Source organism: Gordonia sp. G4 (assembly GCF_057770005.1).
The window spans coordinates 2,988,853-3,005,184 of the sequence record NZ_CM173442.1; the positions used below are offsets into that span (position 1 = coordinate 2,988,853).

The window sequence follows — 16,332 nt, forward strand, 5'->3', positions numbered from 1 at the left end:
GCGCAGGATAACTGCCATGACACTCATCTTTGTTCTCGCACTCGTCGTCATCGCTTCGGTCGCCGGCACCGCCGGGGTGCTGACTCTCACCGCGCGTCGGACCCCGGCCGGCCAGCGGACGCCGGGCCAGCGGATCGCCGACTGGTTCACCCGCGATTCCAGGCGCCCCTACGGCCCCGACTCCGAGCGGGTGGCCGCGGAACTCAGCATCCTCACCCGCCGGTACGACAAGCTCGTCTGACGCCTCGGCCGTTGCGCTACCGTTGCGGTCGTGAGTTCACAGACTGTCCTCGTGACCGGCGCGACCAGTGGCATCGGTGCCGAGGTCGCTCGTCAGTTCGTCGCACGGGGGCATCGGGTCTACGGCACCACCCGCAACCCGGACGCCGTGCGCAACCCATTGCCGGGCGTCACCTATGTCCGTCTCGACAACGCCGACTACGACTCCGCCGAGTCGTGCGCGGCCCTGGTCGGCGAGGTCGACATCCTGGTCAACAACGCCGGCGAGTCCCAGGCCGGGTCGCTCGAGGACACCCCGATGTCGGCGGTCGAGGATCTGTTCCGCGTCAACGTCTTCGGGCCGATCGCACTGACCAAGGCGGTGTTGCCCGGGATGCGCAGGCGGCGTCGTGGCACGGTCGTCATGGTGGGGTCGATGTTGTCCAGCTTCCCCGTCGCCTTCCGGTCCAACTACGCGGCCACGAAGTCGGCGCTCAAGGCGTTCGCCCTCGCGTCGCGACGTGAGCTGGCGCCGTACGGGATACGGATGATCAGTGTCGAGCCGGGCACGATCGCCACCGGCATCGGAGACCGTCGGAGCATCTTCATCGGTGACGACTCGCCGTACCGGGCCGAATACGAGACGCTCGCCGCCGCGACCAGGCGCAACGAGGATGCGGGCATCAGCGCGCAGAGCATGGCCACCCAGATCGTCGACGCCGCTCTTGCCGAACACCCGAAGCCGTTCTATGCCAAGGGTAATCAGGCCGGCGCGGTCTTCCTGCTCCGGCGGCTCGCGCCGAGGCAGCTCATCCTGGACATGACCGCCCGGAAGCACGGGCTTCCGAAGGTGAAGATCTGACCGTGCGAATCACGCTGCGCGTCATCGGGATCGGACCCGGTGGGCCACGTCAGATCACGCTGCAGGCCATCGATGCGATGGCCGACGTGGACACCTTCCTCACCCTCGAGAAGGGCACTGCGAAGAGCGGTCTGCTCGACGCCCGTCGCGCGATCCTCACCGAGCATGCGCGGCAGGGCCATTCGCTGGTGGAGATTCCCGATCCGCCGCGCGACCGTGAGCCGGCGGACTACGACGCGGAGGTCCGGCGCTGGCATGCCGCGCGTGCCGATCTGATCGCCACCGCGCTGCGCGACGAGGTCGGCGACGGCGGTGTGGCCGCCATCCTCGTCTGGGGCGACCCCGCACTCTACGACAGCACGCTGCGAATCGTCGACGATCTCGCCGCCCGTGACGATCTCGACCTCGTCGTCGAGGTCATTCCGGGTGTGACCAGCGCCAGCGCACTCACCGCGGCGCACGGCATCGTGGCCAACCGCGTCGGCGAACCTATCCACACGACCACCGGCCGACGCCTCGCCGACACTCCTGCGGGTGCCGACGCCAACCAGATCGTGATGCTCGACGCCGACCTCAGTTTCCGGCACACCGCCGACCCGGACGATCACATCTGGTGGGGCGCTTATGTGGGCACCGACGACGAGATCCTGATCAGCGGCAGAGTCGGCGAGGTCACGGACCGGATCGTCCGAGAGCGCGCCGCGGCCCGGGAACGGATCGGCTGGATCATGGACATCTATCTGCTGCGCAAGGCGCACTGAGGAGTCTGACCCCGCTCATCGAGGTGGACACCCTCCGCACCTGTCCGCCAGATGCCGCACTTCGTTGCGCTGGACGCCACGACACGCGACATCTGCATATGTCGAAGGCTCACAGGCGTTCGCGGGCAACGAGTTCGACGGTGACGAGCATGGCGATGGAACTGACGGTCAGCAGCGCCACCAGTACGAACAGCTGCATCGCCGCGGCGGCCCACACCGAGGCCCCGCCGAGGACCATGCCCACGAACGCACCGGGAATGGTGACGATCCCCACCGACTTGGTCTGGTCGAGTCCGGGGATGAGGGCGCTCGCAGCGGCGGGCCCGCAGATCTCCATGCGCGCGTCCCGCGAGAGCAGACCCAGCGACAACGCCGCGTCCACCTCGCCGCGCCGAACCCGCAACTCGTCGTGCGCTCGGCGCCCGGCGAGCGAGGTGGTCACCATCGCACCGCCGATCAGGATTCCGGCCGTCGGGATCACGGCGATCCCGCGGGCGGGAAGCACTCCGATGACGAGGAGTGCGGTGACGATGACGATCGTCGGAACCGCAACGGGACCCGCACACCACGCGATCCCGACGAGGCCGGAGCGGTCCGGGTTCACGCGCCGGGCCGACGTCCACGCTGCCGCCGACGCCATGAGCAGAACGAACAGGGCGGATGCCCACAGATGGGGGATGACCGCCGCCAGCACCGCGGCCAGCGCGGCGAGTTGTGCGACGGCACGTAGCACCGCCACCATCGTCTCGGTGGCCAGGCCGGACCGGCGGTTGACCACCACCGCGGCCACCGCCAGCAGTACGACGACGACAATCAGCGCCGGACCGATCTGTACGACCGCGTCGCCGACTCCGTTCACGGTCTCCAGGTCACCAGATCTGCTGCAACGCGGCGAGCATCTCGTCGCGGATCTCGCTGCGGCAGATGACGAAGTCCGGCATGTACGGATGCCGGTTGTTGTAGACGATCTCCGACCCGTCGAGGCGACTGCAGTGCAGGCCGGCCGCCAGGGCGACCCCCACCGGCGCCGCGTTGTCCCACTCGTACTGGCCGCCGGCGTGGACGTAGGCGTCGGCATCGCCGCGGACGACGGCCATCGCCTTGGCCCCGGCCGAACCGACCGGCACCATCTGCAGACCCAGACGGTTCGCCACGTAGCTGGTCTCGTAGGAGCCGCCCCACCGGGAGGTGACCAGGCGGCGGGTCAGCTCGCCCGCGGTCCGTGCGACCGTGTCCGAACGAAACAGTTCACCCGTCGCGGGCAGGGACACCGACGCCTCGGTGACGATCCCGCTCTCGGTCAGGGCCACGTGTACGGCCCAGTCCGCTGAACCCGCGGCGAATTCCCTTGTGCCGTCCAAGGGGTCGATGATCCACACCCGAGCAGCGGTGGCCCGGTCGCCGACGTCGGCCGCTTCCTCGGACAGCACCGCATCGCGTGGCCGGTGTTTGCGCAGCACCGTCGAGATCCACGCCTGCGCAAGCGCATCGCCCACGTCGCCGAGCATCGCCCCGCCGAGCAGATCACCGGACCGGATTCCGAGAAGTACCTCTCCGGCTCCCTGCGCGATCCGGGCAGCCAGTTCGGCGTCGGAAAGTCGGGAGTTCATCCCACAACTAGAGCACACTGGTGGCATGCCTGAGCTTCCAGAGGTGGCCGCGATCGCCGACTACGTCGACGGCCGTGCGGCCGGACTCCCGATCCGACGGGTCGACGTCGCGTCGCTGTCGGTGCTGAAGACCGCCGACCCGCCCTACACGGCGCTGATGGACCGGATCGTCGAATCCGTCGGACGTGTGGGGAAGTACCTGGTCATCCGTACCATTCCGGGTTCGGCGGCCACCGCGTCAGAGCCGTTGCTGCAGCTGGTCATCCATCTGTCGCGGGCGGGATGGGTGCGATGGAGCGAGGACCTGTCGCCCAAGCCCCTGCGTCCGGGCGGGAAGAGCCCGATCGCCCTGCGCGTGCACTGCGGGCTGCCCGGTGAGGGATTCGACGTCACCGAGGCCGGCACCCAGAAGCGGCTCGCCGTGTGGCTGGTCCGTGAGCTCACCGAGGTCGAACGGATCGCGGGTCTGGGACCCGACGCGCTCGAACTGACGGCCGAACAGTTCGCGGAGATCCTGTCCGGGACGACCGGCCGGATCAAGAACGTACTCACCGATCAGCACACCATCGCCGGGATCGGCAACGCGTATTCCGACGAGATCCTGCACACCGCACGCCTGTCGCCCTTCGCGTCGTCGAAGACGCTGAAGCCCGACCAGGTCGCCACGCTCTACGACGCCATGCGCGGCGTTCTCACCGATGCCACCGGACGACTGGAAGGCCAGGCCGTGGCGCGGCTGAAGTCCGAGAAACGCACCGGTCTGCGCGTGCACGCCCGCACCGGCCTGCCGTGTCCGGTGTGCGGCGACACCGTCCGCGAGGTGTCTTTCGCCGATCGGTCCTTCCAGTACTGCGCCACGTGTCAGACGGGCGGGAAGGTGCTGGCTGATCGGCGGATGTCCCGGTTGCTGAAGTAGGTGTCCGGCCGGCCGGGAGCCCGGAACTTACCGGCCGGTAGCCTGGACGTCGTGACGACACGGCAGAGAATTCTCATCACGGGGGCCAGTTCGGGACTCGGGGAGGGCATGGCCCGACGCTTCGCCGCGCAGGGGCGTTCGCTCGCGCTCGCGGCGCGTCGGCGCGAGAAGCTGGAGGCGCTGGCCGAGGAGTTGCGGCCCTCCGCCGAGCGTGTCGAAGTCGCGACGCTCGACGTCACCGATGTGGAGGCCGTTCCCGAGGTGTTCCGGAGACTCGCCGACGGTCTGGGCGGTCTCGACCGGGTCGTCGTCAACGCCGGACTCGGCAAGGGGGCACCCCTCGGTACCGGTAAGGCCGCGGCGAACATCGAGACGGTGCAGACCAATCTGGTCGGCGCGCTGGCCCAGGCCGAGGCCGCGCTCGAGATCTTCCGTGCGCAGAACGCGGGGCATCTGGTGCTGGTCAGCTCCATCTCGGGCGTCCGCGGCATGCCCAAGGCGCAGGCCGCGTACTCGGCGTCGAAAGCCGGACTGACAGCGCTGGGGCAGGGACTCCAGGCCGAGTTCGCCTCGTCGCCCATCACCGTCTCGATCGTCGCGCCGGGCTACATCGAGACCGACATCAACCGGGGAGTGAAGACCTCCCTGATGGTCGACACGGACAAGGGCGTCGACGCCCTGGTCAAGGCGATCGAGGCGGAGAAGGACTGGGCGCCGGTGCCGGCGTGGCCGTGGACGCCGATCGCGGCGGCGCTGAAGTTCCTGCCGGCGTCGATCAGTCGACGACTCGTCTGAGCTGTTCCGCGTGTCTGCCGGAACTCATTCACGCAGTAGACCTTTGACGTGCAGGCGCCCGTGACGGGTTAGCGTGGCGGAATGCTGCGCAATCGGTGGCGGCCCTGGTGGGCCGGAGTCGCCGCCGTACTCGGACTCGCCGGGCTGCTCGCTTGCGGGACACCGGCACCGACCGAACGGGTCCCCGTCTCCTCGACGGCGGATTCGTCGTCCCCGTCGCAGCCGACGAAGGTCCTCACGACCGGCCCACGCCGCGACATCGAGCCGGTCGCCGCGCGGTTCCCGGCTCTGGCCGATTCGACTGTCGACGGCTGGGCGGCGGGCACTCTCGGGGATGCCTCGACCGGTCGCGTCCCCGGGCCGAGCACCTACTGGTTCGACGCCGTGGTCACGGCCGGTGCCGATCAGGTCGCCGAGTGGGTACAGGAGTACGACGCGACGCCCGTCCCCCATCCCGACCCGCCGGTGAGCGCGTTGCACGATCTCGTCCCGGCCGGCGAGCTGCTCGGCAGCCCGGAACTCGACCGGGCCTTCTCGTCCACGCAGTGGCGGGCGAGGGTCTATCTGTCTCCGGCGTCGGGGCGCGTGGTCGTCCTCGGCATCGACGACTGACCTGCGTAAGGTGGCCGTCGTGGCGAACAAGCACGGACAAGTGGTGGCGTCGGGCGCGTTTCAGGTGTTCGGCGCGCGGCAGCGGGAGCAGGTCGGCGAGCTGCTCGGCGAGATCTTCGACCGGACGGACATCGCGGCCATGGGCTCCGACTGGCGGGGCATCGTCTACTTCACCCTCACCGACGACGAGTCGACCTCCGCCGACACGGTTCTCGGCTTCGACCCGTCGAGCGGGACATCGGGCGAGCTGGCCACCCTCGACGAGGTGTCCGAGGCCATCCGCACCGGCGAAGTCGCCGAGGCCGTCGACGTGGCGAGCTTCGACGCCTGGCGGGCGGCAACCGCGACCCGGGCACTGGACATGGGTGCCTGCGTGCCACCGGCCCTGTACGAGTTCCTCGGCGGAGATCCCGCCGAACGTGACGTGGAGCCAACGGATCTCGTGACCTACGTGGCTACCGCGGCCGCGATCATGGGACGCATCCAGTCTCTCGGCGTCGAGCCCGGGGACGAGATCCCCGACGAGGTCTTCGACGAGGACTACTGGAAGTGATTTTGCCGGTTGAGCTTGTCGAAACCCCTCAGACCGCGCGGCCCCGTCGCTCCCGGTACCAGGTCACGAGGGCATCGGTCGACGAATCGTCGTGGGCGTCCGGTGCCTCCGTCTGGGTGATGGTGCCGAGTAGCTCCTTGGCCTGGGTCTTGCCCAGTTCGACGCCCCACTGGTCGAAGGGGTTGATGCCCCAGATGGCGCCCTCGACGAAGACCTGGTGCTCGTAGAGCGCGACGAGCTGGCCGATCACCGACGGGGTGAGCCGGGGGGCGAGGATCGAGGTGGTGGGCCGATTGCCCGGCATCACCTTGTGGGCCACGACATGTGCGGGCACGCCCTCGGCGGCGATCTCGTCGGCGGTCTTGCCGAAGGCGAGCACCTTGGTCTGGGCGAAGAAGTTGCTCATCAGCAGGTCCTGCATGGAGCCCGAGCCGTCGGGAGAGGTCGGTAGGTCGTCGGTCGCTTCGGCGAAACCGATGAAGTCCGCCGGTACCATCCGCGTACCTTGATGCAGCAGTTGGTAAAACGCGTGCTGACCGTTGGTTCCCGGTTCGCCCCAGAAGATCTCGCCGGTGTCGGTGGTGACGTGGTGTCCGCTCGCGGTGACCGACTTCCCGTTCGACTCCATGGTGAGCTGCTGCAGATACGCGGCGAAGCGGGCCATGTCGTTGCTGTAGGGGAGGACCGCGCGGGTGCCGACATCCCAGAAGTTGTTGTACCAGAGGCCGATCAGGCCGAGGATGACCGGCGCGTTGTGTTCCAGCGGCTGGGTGCGGAAGTGCTCGTCGACGATGTGGAAGCCGTCGAGGAACTCGGCGAAGCGTTCCTTGCCGATGGCGGCCATCACCGACAGCCCGATGGCCGAGTCCACCGAGTAGCGGCCCCCGACCCAGTCCCAGAATCCGAACATGTTGTCGGTGTCGATGCCGAACTCGGCCACCTCGGCGGCGTTGGTGCTGACGGCGACGAAATGCCGTGCCACGGCATCGGAGTCGGCGTCGAGGGCCTGCAGGAGCCAGGTGCGTGCGGCGGCGGCGTTGGTCAGCGTCTCCAGGGTGGTGAAGGTCTTCGAGGCGATGATGAACAGGGTCGTCTCGGCGTCGAGGTCGGCGAGCGTGCCGACCATGTCCGCGGGGTCGACGTTGGAGACGAAGTGACAGCGGATCCCGGCGTCGACGTAGTGGCGCAGCGCCTGGTAGACCATCACGGGCCCGAGGTCGGAGCCGCCGATGCCGATGTTGACCACGTCGGTGATGGCTTTGCCGGTGTGTCCCTTCCACTCTCCGCTTCGGAGCCGGTCGGTGAACTCACCCATGCGGGTCAGGACCTCGTGGACGTCGGCGACGACGTCCTGACCGTCGACGGTCAGCGTCGCGTCGGCCGGGAGTCGCAGGGCGGTGTGCAGGACCGCGCGGTCCTCGGAGGTGTTGATGTGGGTTCCGGCGAACATGTCGTCGCGGATCTCCTCGAGACCGATCTCGCGGGCGAGGCTCATCAGCAGTTCGAGGGTCTCGCGCAGGACCCGGTGCTTCGAGTAGTCGATGTGCAGGTCGCCGACGTCGACGGTGAGTTCGCGGCCGCGCGCGGGATCGATCGCGAACACCTCACGCAGGTGCATGGCGTACACGTGCGGTTGATGAGCCGCTAGCGCCTGCCAGGATTGCGTCGCGGTGATGTCGCCGTGATCGGTGCCGGTGAAGTCGCTGCCGGGGGCCTGGGTGCTCATGACCACTAACCCTATGTGGTCGGGGACCCGGCCGCGACGGTCGTCACACGGCCCGGCGATCAGCGGCCCAGCGGTCCGCGTCCCAGGCGTAGCAGCAGCATCGCGAGAGTGTGGCCTTCCTGGCCGAGGTCCTGGAAGCGCTCCAGGACCTTCACCTCCCGGCTGTGGACCAGGCGCGGGCCGCCGGAGGCCATCCGCGCGGCGCCGATCTTCTTCGACACCGCCGACCTGCGTTTGATCGCCGCGAGGATCACGGCATCGAGCCGGTCGATCTCGAGTCGCAGCTGGTCGATGTCGTCGGGCAGGTCGCCGACCTCGGACGAGAGCTGGTACTTGTCGAGGTCGATCGAGTGCTCGAAGGACGTGCCGCCGGACGGGCGGGGGTCCTGAGCGCCGGGGCTGGGGCTGCGATCGGTCACGCGCCCGATTTTGCCACGACGCCCCGCGACGACCCGCACGTGGCCGAGTCACCCGACCCGGCCACGACGGCGCGCGCCGCACATGGAAACTGGAGCGCATGCCCAACGCGCGGATGGTGTCCCTTGTTGCCGTGTCCCTCATCGTGGGCCAGCTGATCATCAGGGGCTGGCTCGTCGCGACCGGCAACTTCTACTGGGACGATCTCGTGCTCGTCGCATGGGCGTCGTCGAATCCGATCCTGTCCTGGGAGTACCTGGGGCACAGTCACGACGGCCACTTCATGCCCGCGGCCTTCCTGCTCGCCGGTGTGGCCACCTGGCTGGCGCCGTTGAACTGGGCGCTGCCGGCGCTGATGCTGGTCGTGATGCAGGCCATCGCATCGGTGGCGGTGTGGCGGATGGTGCGGACGATCGCGCCGCGCGCACGCATCGGTGCACTGGTCGCGTTGGCGTTCTATCTCTTCAGTCCGATGACGGTGCCCGCGTTCGCCTGGTGGGCGGCCGGCCTCAACACACTGCCCATGCAGGCGGCGATGGCGTGGATCGTCGCCGACGCGGTGCGTCTCGGTCGCGGTGACATCGATGATTCGCGACGCCGGCTGGTGTGGATCCGCTCGACGATCGTCTTCGTGATCGCGTTGGCGTTCTTCGAGAAGTCGCTGTTCATCCTGCCGGTGGCGCTCGTCGCGGCGATCCTCGCGAACGGCGGTGCGCGCGCGACGATGCCGACGCTCCGGGCGGCCCGGGAGTTGTGGGTTGCGCTGACCGTCACCGCCGCGCTGTGGGTGGTCGTGTACTTCGTCACCACGGACCCGACATCGGTTGAGCACTCGATGGCGCAGACCGCCCGCCTGGTCTGGAGATCGGTGACCGACGCCGTCGTACCGTCGCTCGTCGGCGGGCCGTGGGAGTGGGAGCGGTGGACGCCGAGTCCGCCGACGGGCTTCCCGCAGATGTGGATGATCGTCGGCGGCTGGTTGGTGCTGGCCGCGGTGACGTGGTGGGCGGTGGCCCGCAGACGTGGCGGCGCCGGGATCGTCGCGGCCGCGGCGATCTACGCCGTCGCGGCGCAGATCCCGGTGATGTGGAATCGATCGAGCCCGCAGACCGCGATCGAACTCGCCCAGCACATGCGCTATCTGCCGGACACGGCACTGGTGTTCAGCATCGCGCTGGCCCTGCTGTGCGCGGCGCCGTCCCGGACCGGGGAGGTGGGCGGACGACACGCACGGACCTCCGACGACGAGACCGGACGAGAAGAGGAACGGTCGGCGCTACCCGCGTTCGCCTCCGTGGTGGGTGCGCTCGTCGTGGTCTCCGCCCTGGTGTCACTGGTCTCGTTCTCGTCGTCGTGGCGGGACAACCCGACCGGCGACTATCTCGAGACCGCGACCGCGTCGCTGCACGACGCCGCGGCGGAGGGCCCGGGCGGCCGGACCCTGCTCGACCAGTCCGTGCCGCTGGAGATCCTGCAGCCGTTCGTCTATCCCGACAATCAGGTCAGCCGGATCTTCGGCCGGGTGGATCCCCGGCCCGACTTCGGGGTGGCGACCGACCGGCTGTTCGTGCTCGACACCGCGGGCAATCTCGTGCCTGGCGGCGTGACGCAACGACGCATCATCTACGCGGGCGAGGGGACCTGTCGCGCGCCGGAGGTCTCCGGACCCTCCCGACTGCGACTCGACGGCCCGCTGTTCTCCTGGCCCTGGACGATCGCGCTGAGCTACTGCGCGACCCGGGACGGCGAGATCGAGATCGCCCTCGAGGACGGGGATGCCGTCCGCGCGCCGGTCCGGGCGGGCCTGGGTTCGGTGTATGTCCGGATCGACGGCGGCGGCGACCATGTCGACGTCCGTCCCCTGACGCCGGGACTGCGGTTGCACACCGGCGCCGGGCGGGTCGGCGAGGCCGCCGAGGCGCGCTTCGCCGGGGGCTGAGGACTGGTCGACGTGGTCGTCTAGTCGTAGTAGAAGGCGGAGATGTTGTCGCTCTGGTTCTCCGCGGCGATCAGGGCCCGCAGAGCCGACGCTGTCTCCTCCTCGGCGACGAAGTAGACGACCTGTGCGTCGCCGGCCGCGGTGACCTGCTGTTCCATCTGCTTGCGGAGCACCTCGGTGCCCTCCCAGGACGGATCGAAGGCGCCGCCGACGATGTGCTCCCGATACCCCTCACCGAAGGTGATGTGCATGTTGCCGTCGGTGCCGATGCCGTCGAAGATGTAGTCGCCGCGCTTGATCGCGTAGTAGCTGGGCAGACCGGTCACGCTCGCCCCGAAGCGGGCCTGCTCGGGTTCCTTGTTCCCGGTCCGGACATAGACGATCTCGGTGTTGGTCTGCTTCTCGTTGTTGTCGATGAGATCGTTCAGCTCGGTCTCGGTCGAGTCGATGAACGCGAGGTAGGTGAAGGTGTACCGCGAGGCGATGTTGGTGTCCGGCGGGAGGTTGGTGGCGGCACACCGGGTGGTGCCGTCTCGTCCGAAGTCCACGCGCAGGACCACCTTGCACTCACCGCCCACCGCGCCGGGCGGACGGTTGCCGACCGCGAAGTTCAGCGTCAGACCGTAGTTGAAGTGGCCGCGGACGTCGTCGGCGTACGGGCTGCCCTGCACCGTGTAGTCGAAGGCGCACGACGAGGTGGTGCATGCACCGGTCTGGCGCGAGGACACCACCGGTTGCTCCATCCACAGCCCGGGAGCGGGCACCGAGACCAGGTCCGGTACGAGTGCGCGCTGGTTGGCGAACACCTTCTGGGCCTGGTCGGCCGGCTGCAGACTGACCGCGGCGTCGATGTCGTAGGTGACCGGGCCCTGCACGCTCTGACCCTTGACGTTGGTCACGTTCTTCGTCTCCGGATCGAACGTGACCTCCCACGCCCCGATCTTCACCTTGTCGTCACCGACGAACTCGATGGGCGGGTCGGTGGTCGGCCAGCGGCGGGCGTCGGGTGTGCCCTTGTTGGGCGTCGGGAGCTCGGCCCCGAGCGCGGGTGGGTCGCCGGACTCGATGTTGCCGATGTCGCCGGCGAGATTGTCCGGGCCGAGGATGGTGCCCAGGCGCGGCATGCTGGTGAAGCGGGTCGAGGCCCATTTGTTGTCCAGCGGGCCGGTGTCGAGGTTCGTCTTCTCGGCGTCGACGAGCAGTTCGGTCCACAGCGCGCCGGGCGCACTGATGAACGGGTTGTTGCCGATCTGCCGATATTCGCCCTGCTGCGAGCCGAGCGTGATCGTGCCCTCGGCGGTGTTCGACGTGGTGACGATCAGGTCGTCGAACTCGACCGTTCCCTCGCCGCGCTCGTCGTCGTATTTGTACGTGACCTTGCCGGTGAACTCGGCCGCCGGACTGGTCGCCAACTTGAAAAGCACCTCGTCGAGGCTCTTCTGCGCCCGGAACGCGGGCGTGGGCTCGACGGTGCCCGCGCTGCTGAACGGTACGAACGACAGGACGAGCGCGATGATGAGGGCCAGCGCTCCGACACCGAGGACGATGGCGGCGGGGACGATGGACGGTCTCTTCATGGGCGCCTCTTCCTGCTCGCCGGGGCGTCGTCGCCGCATGCGGGTGTTCGCAGACAGGGCACCCCGAGCCGGTGGTACCGCGTCATATTAGCCGCGGGGCACGACGATCGGGGCCTCAACTCACGGGGTCGGTCGACTGTTCGGTGGACCTCCCGACGGGGCGGAGCGGACCGGCCGACGAGGGTCTGTCGGCGGCGGCGAGTAGCCTGGACAACCGATGAACAGCTCCTCTTCTGCCCCTCTTCTCGCCGGTCGCGCGGGCGCCGCAACCTCGGGTGCGGCCGCCGACGACCGGGTCGCGCGCCTGCTCGAAGGTCTCAACCCTCAACAGCGCGCCGCGGTCCTGCACGCCGGCGCGCCGTTGCTGATCGTGGCGGGCGCGGGCTCGGGCAAGACGGCGGTGCTGACCCGCCGGATCGCCTACCTGCTGGCCGCGCGGGATGTCACGCCCGGGCAGATCCTGGCCATCACGTTCACCAACAAGGCCGCCGCGGAGATGCGTGAACGCGTCATCGATCTCGTCGGCCCGCGTGCCGCGTACATGTGGGTCTCGACGTTCCACTCGACGTGTGTGCGCATCCTGCGGGCGCAGTCCGGGCTGCTGGAGTCGATGAACTCGAACTTCTCCATCTACGACTCCGACGACTCGAAACGGTTGTTCGGGATGGTCATCCGCGACCTCGACCTCGACCCCAAGAAGTTCAGCCCGCGTGGGGTGTCGGTGGCCGTGTCGAACTTCAAGAACGAGCTGATCTCGCCCGACGAGGCGCTGGCCTCGGCACCCGAGGACGACCCGACGTCGACGACGATCGCGCGGATCTACGCCGAGTACCAGCGTCGCCTGCGTGCCGCCAACGCCTTCGACTTCGACGATCTGATCGGCGAGACCGTGGCACTGCTGCACCGGCACCCGCAGGTCGCCGAGTACTACCGGCGCCGGTTCCGTCACGTCCTCGTCGACGAGTACCAGGACACCAACCACGCGCAGTACGTGCTCATCCGCGAACTGGTCGGGGAGCAGACCACCGCGAGCGGTCTGGAGCCCTCGGAACTGTGCGTCGTCGGCGATGCCGACCAGTCCATCTACGCCTTCCGCGGTGCCACGATCCGCAACATCGAGGAGTTCGAGCGCGACTTCCCGTCCGCCGAAACCGTTCTGCTCGAACAGAACTACCGGTCGACGCAGACAATCCTGTCGGCCGCCAACGCCGTCATCGCACGCAACTCGAATCGTCGCGAGAAGCGGTTGTGGACCGACTCCGGCGACGGTGAACTGATCGTCGGATACGTCGCCGACTCCGACCGCGACGAGTCGACGTTCATCGCCAAGGAGATCGAGGAACTCACCGACTACTCGTTCGGCGGTTCGTCGAGCTTCAAGTACTCCGACGTCGCGGTGTTCTACCGCACCAACACCGGTTCGCGTGCCATCGAGGAAGTGTTCGTCCGGCACGGGATTCCGTACAAAGTCGTCGGCGGCACCAAGTTCTACGAACGCAAGGAAGTCCGGGATGTGGTGGCCTACCTGCGGGTGGTCGCCAATCCCGACGACTCGGTCAGCCTGCGCCGCATCCTCAACACCCCTCGGCGCGGCATCGGCGACCGCGCGGAAGCCTGCGTCGCCGTCCATTCGGAGAACACCGGCCGGAGCTTCTACGAGTCGCTGATGGACGCGGCCGAGGGCAAGGTGGCACTGCTGAACACGCGGGCCGTCAAGCAGATCGGCGGATTCGTCGACCTCATCGAGGGACTGCGATCGGACTTCCTCACCCACTTCGGCGAGGCGGGTACCGAAGACGCCGACGTGGCCTTCCTCGACGCCACAGAGGAGTCGGCCGACATCGGCGAACTCGTCGACGCGATCGTCGAGCGCACCGGCTACCGCGCCGAACTCGAGGCGTCCAACGATCCACAGGACGGCGCACGCCTCGACAACATCAACGAACTCGTCGCCGTGGCACGGGAATTCAGTGCCGACGCCGCGCAGGTCGACGCCGATGCCGACGATCCCGAGAACGAGGTGGACCGCGAGGGCGAGCCCGAACCCGGTTCGCTCGCAGCGTTTCTCGAGCGGGTCTCACTCGTCGCCGACGCCGACCAGGTGCCGGATGAGGGCGAGGGCGTGGTCACGATGATGACCCTGCACACCGCGAAGGGCCTCGAGTTCCCGGTCGTCTTCGTCACCGGCTGGGAGGACGGCCATTTCCCGCACATGCGCGCGCTCGGCGATCCGGCCGAGCTGAGCGAGGAACGGCGCCTGGCCTACGTCGGGATCACGCGCGCCAAGCAGCGTCTGTACCTCACCCGGTCGGTCACCCGCGCCTCCTGGGGGCAGCCGGTGTCAAACCCGGAATCCCGTTTCCTGCAAGAGATCCCGCAACACCTCGTCGATTGGCGCCGAACCGAACCCAAGCGCTCCATGCGCGGCTTCGGCGGATCGTCGGGCGGCGTGTTCGGCCGCGACGGGGCATTCTCCGGTTCGGGTGGTTCGTCGATGGGCCGTGGCCGGTCGTCGTACTCGTCGGATCCGGCGCGCGGACGCAACAAGCAGGTTCAGCTCGACATCGGCGACCGACACAACCATCCGAAGTACGGCATGGGCAAGGTCGTGGCCAAAGAGGGCAGTGGCGCCACCGAACGCGTCACCATCGACTACGGCGGCAGCGCGGGACGCGTCACGCTTCTCACCGCGGGCGGGATTCCCGGGGACAAGCTCTAGGGCTGGGTTCGCAAGGAGCGCACGCCCCGCTCCCTGATCCGGAAGAAGTGACCCCCACTGCTCCCTGAGGAGCGCCCGGAGCTTGCGGAGGGCGCGTCACGAAGGGTCCTGGTGAGATGCGGTTGTGTCGTCTTCCGGATCAGGGAGCGGAGTGGGACGCTCGCCAGCTCGCTCCCCGGTTCGATTGGAAATTCTCGTCCCCCTCAGCATGGTCGAAGGGCAATGTGCCCTTCAATCATGCTGAGATGGACGAGAATTTACGTCAGTTCGCAATCCGGCCAGGTATCACTACGGATGCGCAGCGTGAGCACGCTGGAATGGCGCCACCAAGCAACAGGAGGTGACCTGTGGAGCCTTCTGCTACCCGGTGTAGCCGGAGAGCTTCACGCCCTTGGCGGCGAGCCAGGGCACGGGGTCGATCTTGGTGTTGCCGTTCTTCCACACCTCGAAGTGCAGGTGCGGGCCGAACGAAAAGCCCTCGTTGCCCACCAGGGCGATGACGTCGCCGGCGGTGACGCGCTGGCCTTCGGTGACCAGGACGCCCGAGGAGGCCATGTGGCCGTACATGGTGACCGTGCCGTCGGCGGCCTGGATCTGAACCCAGTGGCCGTATCCCGACGCGGGCTCGGCCTTGATCACGACACCGTCGGTGGCGGCGTGGATCGGGGTTCCGAGGGGAGCGGCCATGTCGATGCCGCCGTGCATGGTGCCCCAGCGCATCGCGAAGGCGGAGGTGAAGTCGTAGCTGCCGAGGGGGATCGGCGAGGTGAAGAGCGGGCGCCGGGCCAGGGCCTCGCGACGATCCTGGTCGGCCGCCATCTTGGCGCCCACACCCAGCTGGTTGGTGAAGACGTTCATCTGGTCGGTGTGTGCGGTCGCAGCAGCGACGCCGGGGCCCAGTTCCACGGGTGCGGCGCCCGGAGCGGTGGCGTCGTTGACGGCCGCGGCGTTCACGGGTGCGGGCGCCTCGTCGTTCGTGCCGACCTGAGCGACCGCGGCGACGGCCGCGCCGGCGGCCATGGCGATGAGGGCTGCGCGTCCGCCCTTGAGGGCGTTCGGCGGCGCCGCGATGCGGTGCTTGCCGCCACGTCGGACCCGTTGTCCGGCCGGATTCGTCCGGAAGGGGCGATGCTCGGTGTCGTCATCGAGAACGTCGTCGTCGAGCGAATGGAGTTCGCCCCCGTCGAAGCTGTCGAGCTCGGCGCCCTCGACGTCGAACGGCTCGTCGTGCTCGTACTGATCGAACTCGTGCTCGGGGATCAGGATGTCCTGAGTGATCTCCGAACGGGTGGGACGGTAGTAGCCCTGCCACGACGACGGCGTCCAGCCGGCGTCGGAGTGCTCGCGAGTGGAGGTGTCGGAGTCTGCGAAGTCGAACTCGTAGTCGGTGAGGTCGTACCCGGCCGCATCGTCGGTGTCGACGATGGGGATGATCGTGGTCATCTCTTCCGCTGTGACGTCATCGATCAACCCGCCCGATCGGACGCGGCCCGATCCGCGTGAGACACCGAGTCCCGCCAAATCGTCCACCTCATCTCTTCGCTACCGCATCTCGTCGCCGGCGGATCGAAGTCACCGTCCGTAATCCTTCTGTGACCACCGCTGAGAGCCGACGGTAACGAAATG

At 68.3% G+C, this 16,332-nt stretch carries 15 protein-coding genes; 9 read left to right on the plus strand and 6 right to left on the minus strand.

Going from position 1 to position 16,332, the window contains the following annotated elements; genetic code table 11:
- Positions 1-16 precede the first annotated feature (16 nt).
- From AC3B5T_RS13350 to cobF, 3 genes are read left to right on the plus strand one after another with little or no spacing between them, the layout of a single operon-like run.
- Positions 17-241 (plus strand): hypothetical protein, encoded by a 225-nt coding sequence (locus tag AC3B5T_RS13350; protein ID WP_010843594.1) that lies wholly within the window; start codon positions 17-19, stop codon positions 239-241.
- A 30-nt stretch (positions 242-271) separates the two neighbouring features.
- Positions 272-1,081, plus strand: coding sequence for an SDR family oxidoreductase (locus tag AC3B5T_RS13355; protein WP_035717818.1), 810 nt, complete (start codon positions 272-274; stop codon positions 1,079-1,081).
- A gap of 2 nt (positions 1,082-1,083) precedes the next feature.
- On the plus strand, positions 1,084-1,842 hold the full coding sequence (gene cobF, locus AC3B5T_RS13360) for a precorrin-6A synthase (deacetylating) (protein ID WP_010843596.1): 759 nt from the start codon (positions 1,084-1,086) through the stop codon (positions 1,840-1,842).
- 109 nt (positions 1,843-1,951) lie between these two features.
- On the opposite strand, the gene AC3B5T_RS13365 is transcribed toward cobF, so the two are convergent.
- Both AC3B5T_RS13365 and AC3B5T_RS13370 read right to left on the minus strand, forming a co-directional pair.
- A complete protein-coding gene (locus tag AC3B5T_RS13365) occupies positions 1,952-2,701 on the minus strand; it encodes an ABC transporter permease (RefSeq protein WP_010843597.1) in 750 nt (249 codons plus the stop codon).
- A 10-nt stretch (positions 2,702-2,711) separates the two neighbouring features.
- On the minus strand, positions 2,712-3,452 hold the full coding sequence (locus tag AC3B5T_RS13370) for a 3'(2'),5'-bisphosphate nucleotidase CysQ (RefSeq protein WP_010843598.1): 741 nt from the start codon (positions 3,450-3,452) through the stop codon (positions 2,712-2,714).
- A 25-nt stretch (positions 3,453-3,477) separates the two neighbouring features.
- On the opposite strand from AC3B5T_RS13370, the gene AC3B5T_RS13375 reads away from it, so the two are divergent.
- The 4 genes from AC3B5T_RS13375 (at position 3,478) to AC3B5T_RS13390 (ending at position 6,328) form a co-directional block, all read left to right on the plus strand.
- A complete protein-coding gene (locus AC3B5T_RS13375) occupies positions 3,478-4,368 on the plus strand; it encodes a DNA-formamidopyrimidine glycosylase family protein (protein ID WP_010843599.1) in 891 nt (296 codons plus the stop codon).
- Between the two features lie 51 nt (positions 4,369-4,419).
- Positions 4,420-5,163, plus strand: a complete 744-nt coding sequence (locus AC3B5T_RS13380) for an SDR family oxidoreductase (RefSeq protein WP_035717829.1) — start codon at positions 4,420-4,422, stop codon at positions 5,161-5,163.
- A gap of 81 nt (positions 5,164-5,244) precedes the next feature.
- Positions 5,245-5,775, plus strand: coding sequence for a hypothetical protein (locus AC3B5T_RS13385; protein ID WP_010843601.1), 531 nt, complete (start codon positions 5,245-5,247; stop codon positions 5,773-5,775).
- A 19-nt stretch (positions 5,776-5,794) separates the two neighbouring features.
- Entirely contained in the window at positions 5,795-6,328 is a 534-nt protein-coding gene (locus AC3B5T_RS13390) for a hypothetical protein (protein ID WP_014925826.1), read from the plus strand.
- Positions 6,329-6,356: 28 nt separating this feature from the next.
- Here the strand turns inward: AC3B5T_RS13390 and pgi are convergent, their stop codons facing one another.
- Positions 6,357-8,054: a glucose-6-phosphate isomerase gene (gene pgi, locus AC3B5T_RS13395; RefSeq protein ID WP_010843603.1), complete on the minus strand. Its 1,698-nt coding sequence runs from the start codon at positions 8,052-8,054 to the stop codon at positions 6,357-6,359.
- A gap of 59 nt (positions 8,055-8,113) precedes the next feature.
- Complete coding sequence (locus AC3B5T_RS13400; RefSeq protein ID WP_010843604.1) at positions 8,114-8,473, minus strand: chorismate mutase; 360 nt, start codon at positions 8,471-8,473, stop codon at positions 8,114-8,116.
- Between the two features lie 98 nt (positions 8,474-8,571).
- Here AC3B5T_RS13400 and AC3B5T_RS13405 point away from each other — a divergent pair, with 98 nt between their 5' ends.
- The gene (locus tag AC3B5T_RS13405) at positions 8,572-10,410 is read left to right on the plus strand and encodes a hypothetical protein (protein ID WP_488357465.1); all 1,839 of its coding nucleotides are present in this window, start codon (positions 8,572-8,574) and stop codon (positions 10,408-10,410) included.
- 20 nt (positions 10,411-10,430) lie between these two features.
- On the opposite strand, the gene AC3B5T_RS13410 is transcribed toward AC3B5T_RS13405, so the two are convergent.
- The gene (locus AC3B5T_RS13410; RefSeq protein ID WP_488357466.1) at positions 10,431-11,987 is read right to left on the minus strand and encodes a hypothetical protein; all 1,557 of its coding nucleotides are present in this window, start codon (positions 11,985-11,987) and stop codon (positions 10,431-10,433) included.
- A gap of 217 nt (positions 11,988-12,204) precedes the next feature.
- On the opposite strand from AC3B5T_RS13410, the gene AC3B5T_RS13415 reads away from it, so the two are divergent.
- Positions 12,205-14,706, plus strand: coding sequence for a UvrD-helicase domain-containing protein (locus AC3B5T_RS13415; protein ID WP_488357467.1), 2,502 nt, complete (start codon positions 12,205-12,207; stop codon positions 14,704-14,706).
- A 360-nt stretch (positions 14,707-15,066) separates the two neighbouring features.
- Here the strand turns inward: AC3B5T_RS13415 and AC3B5T_RS13420 are convergent, their stop codons facing one another.
- A complete protein-coding gene (locus tag AC3B5T_RS13420; protein WP_259936443.1) occupies positions 15,067-16,236 on the minus strand; it encodes a M23 family metallopeptidase in 1,170 nt (389 codons plus the stop codon).
- Between the last annotated feature and the right edge of the window lie 96 nt (positions 16,237-16,332).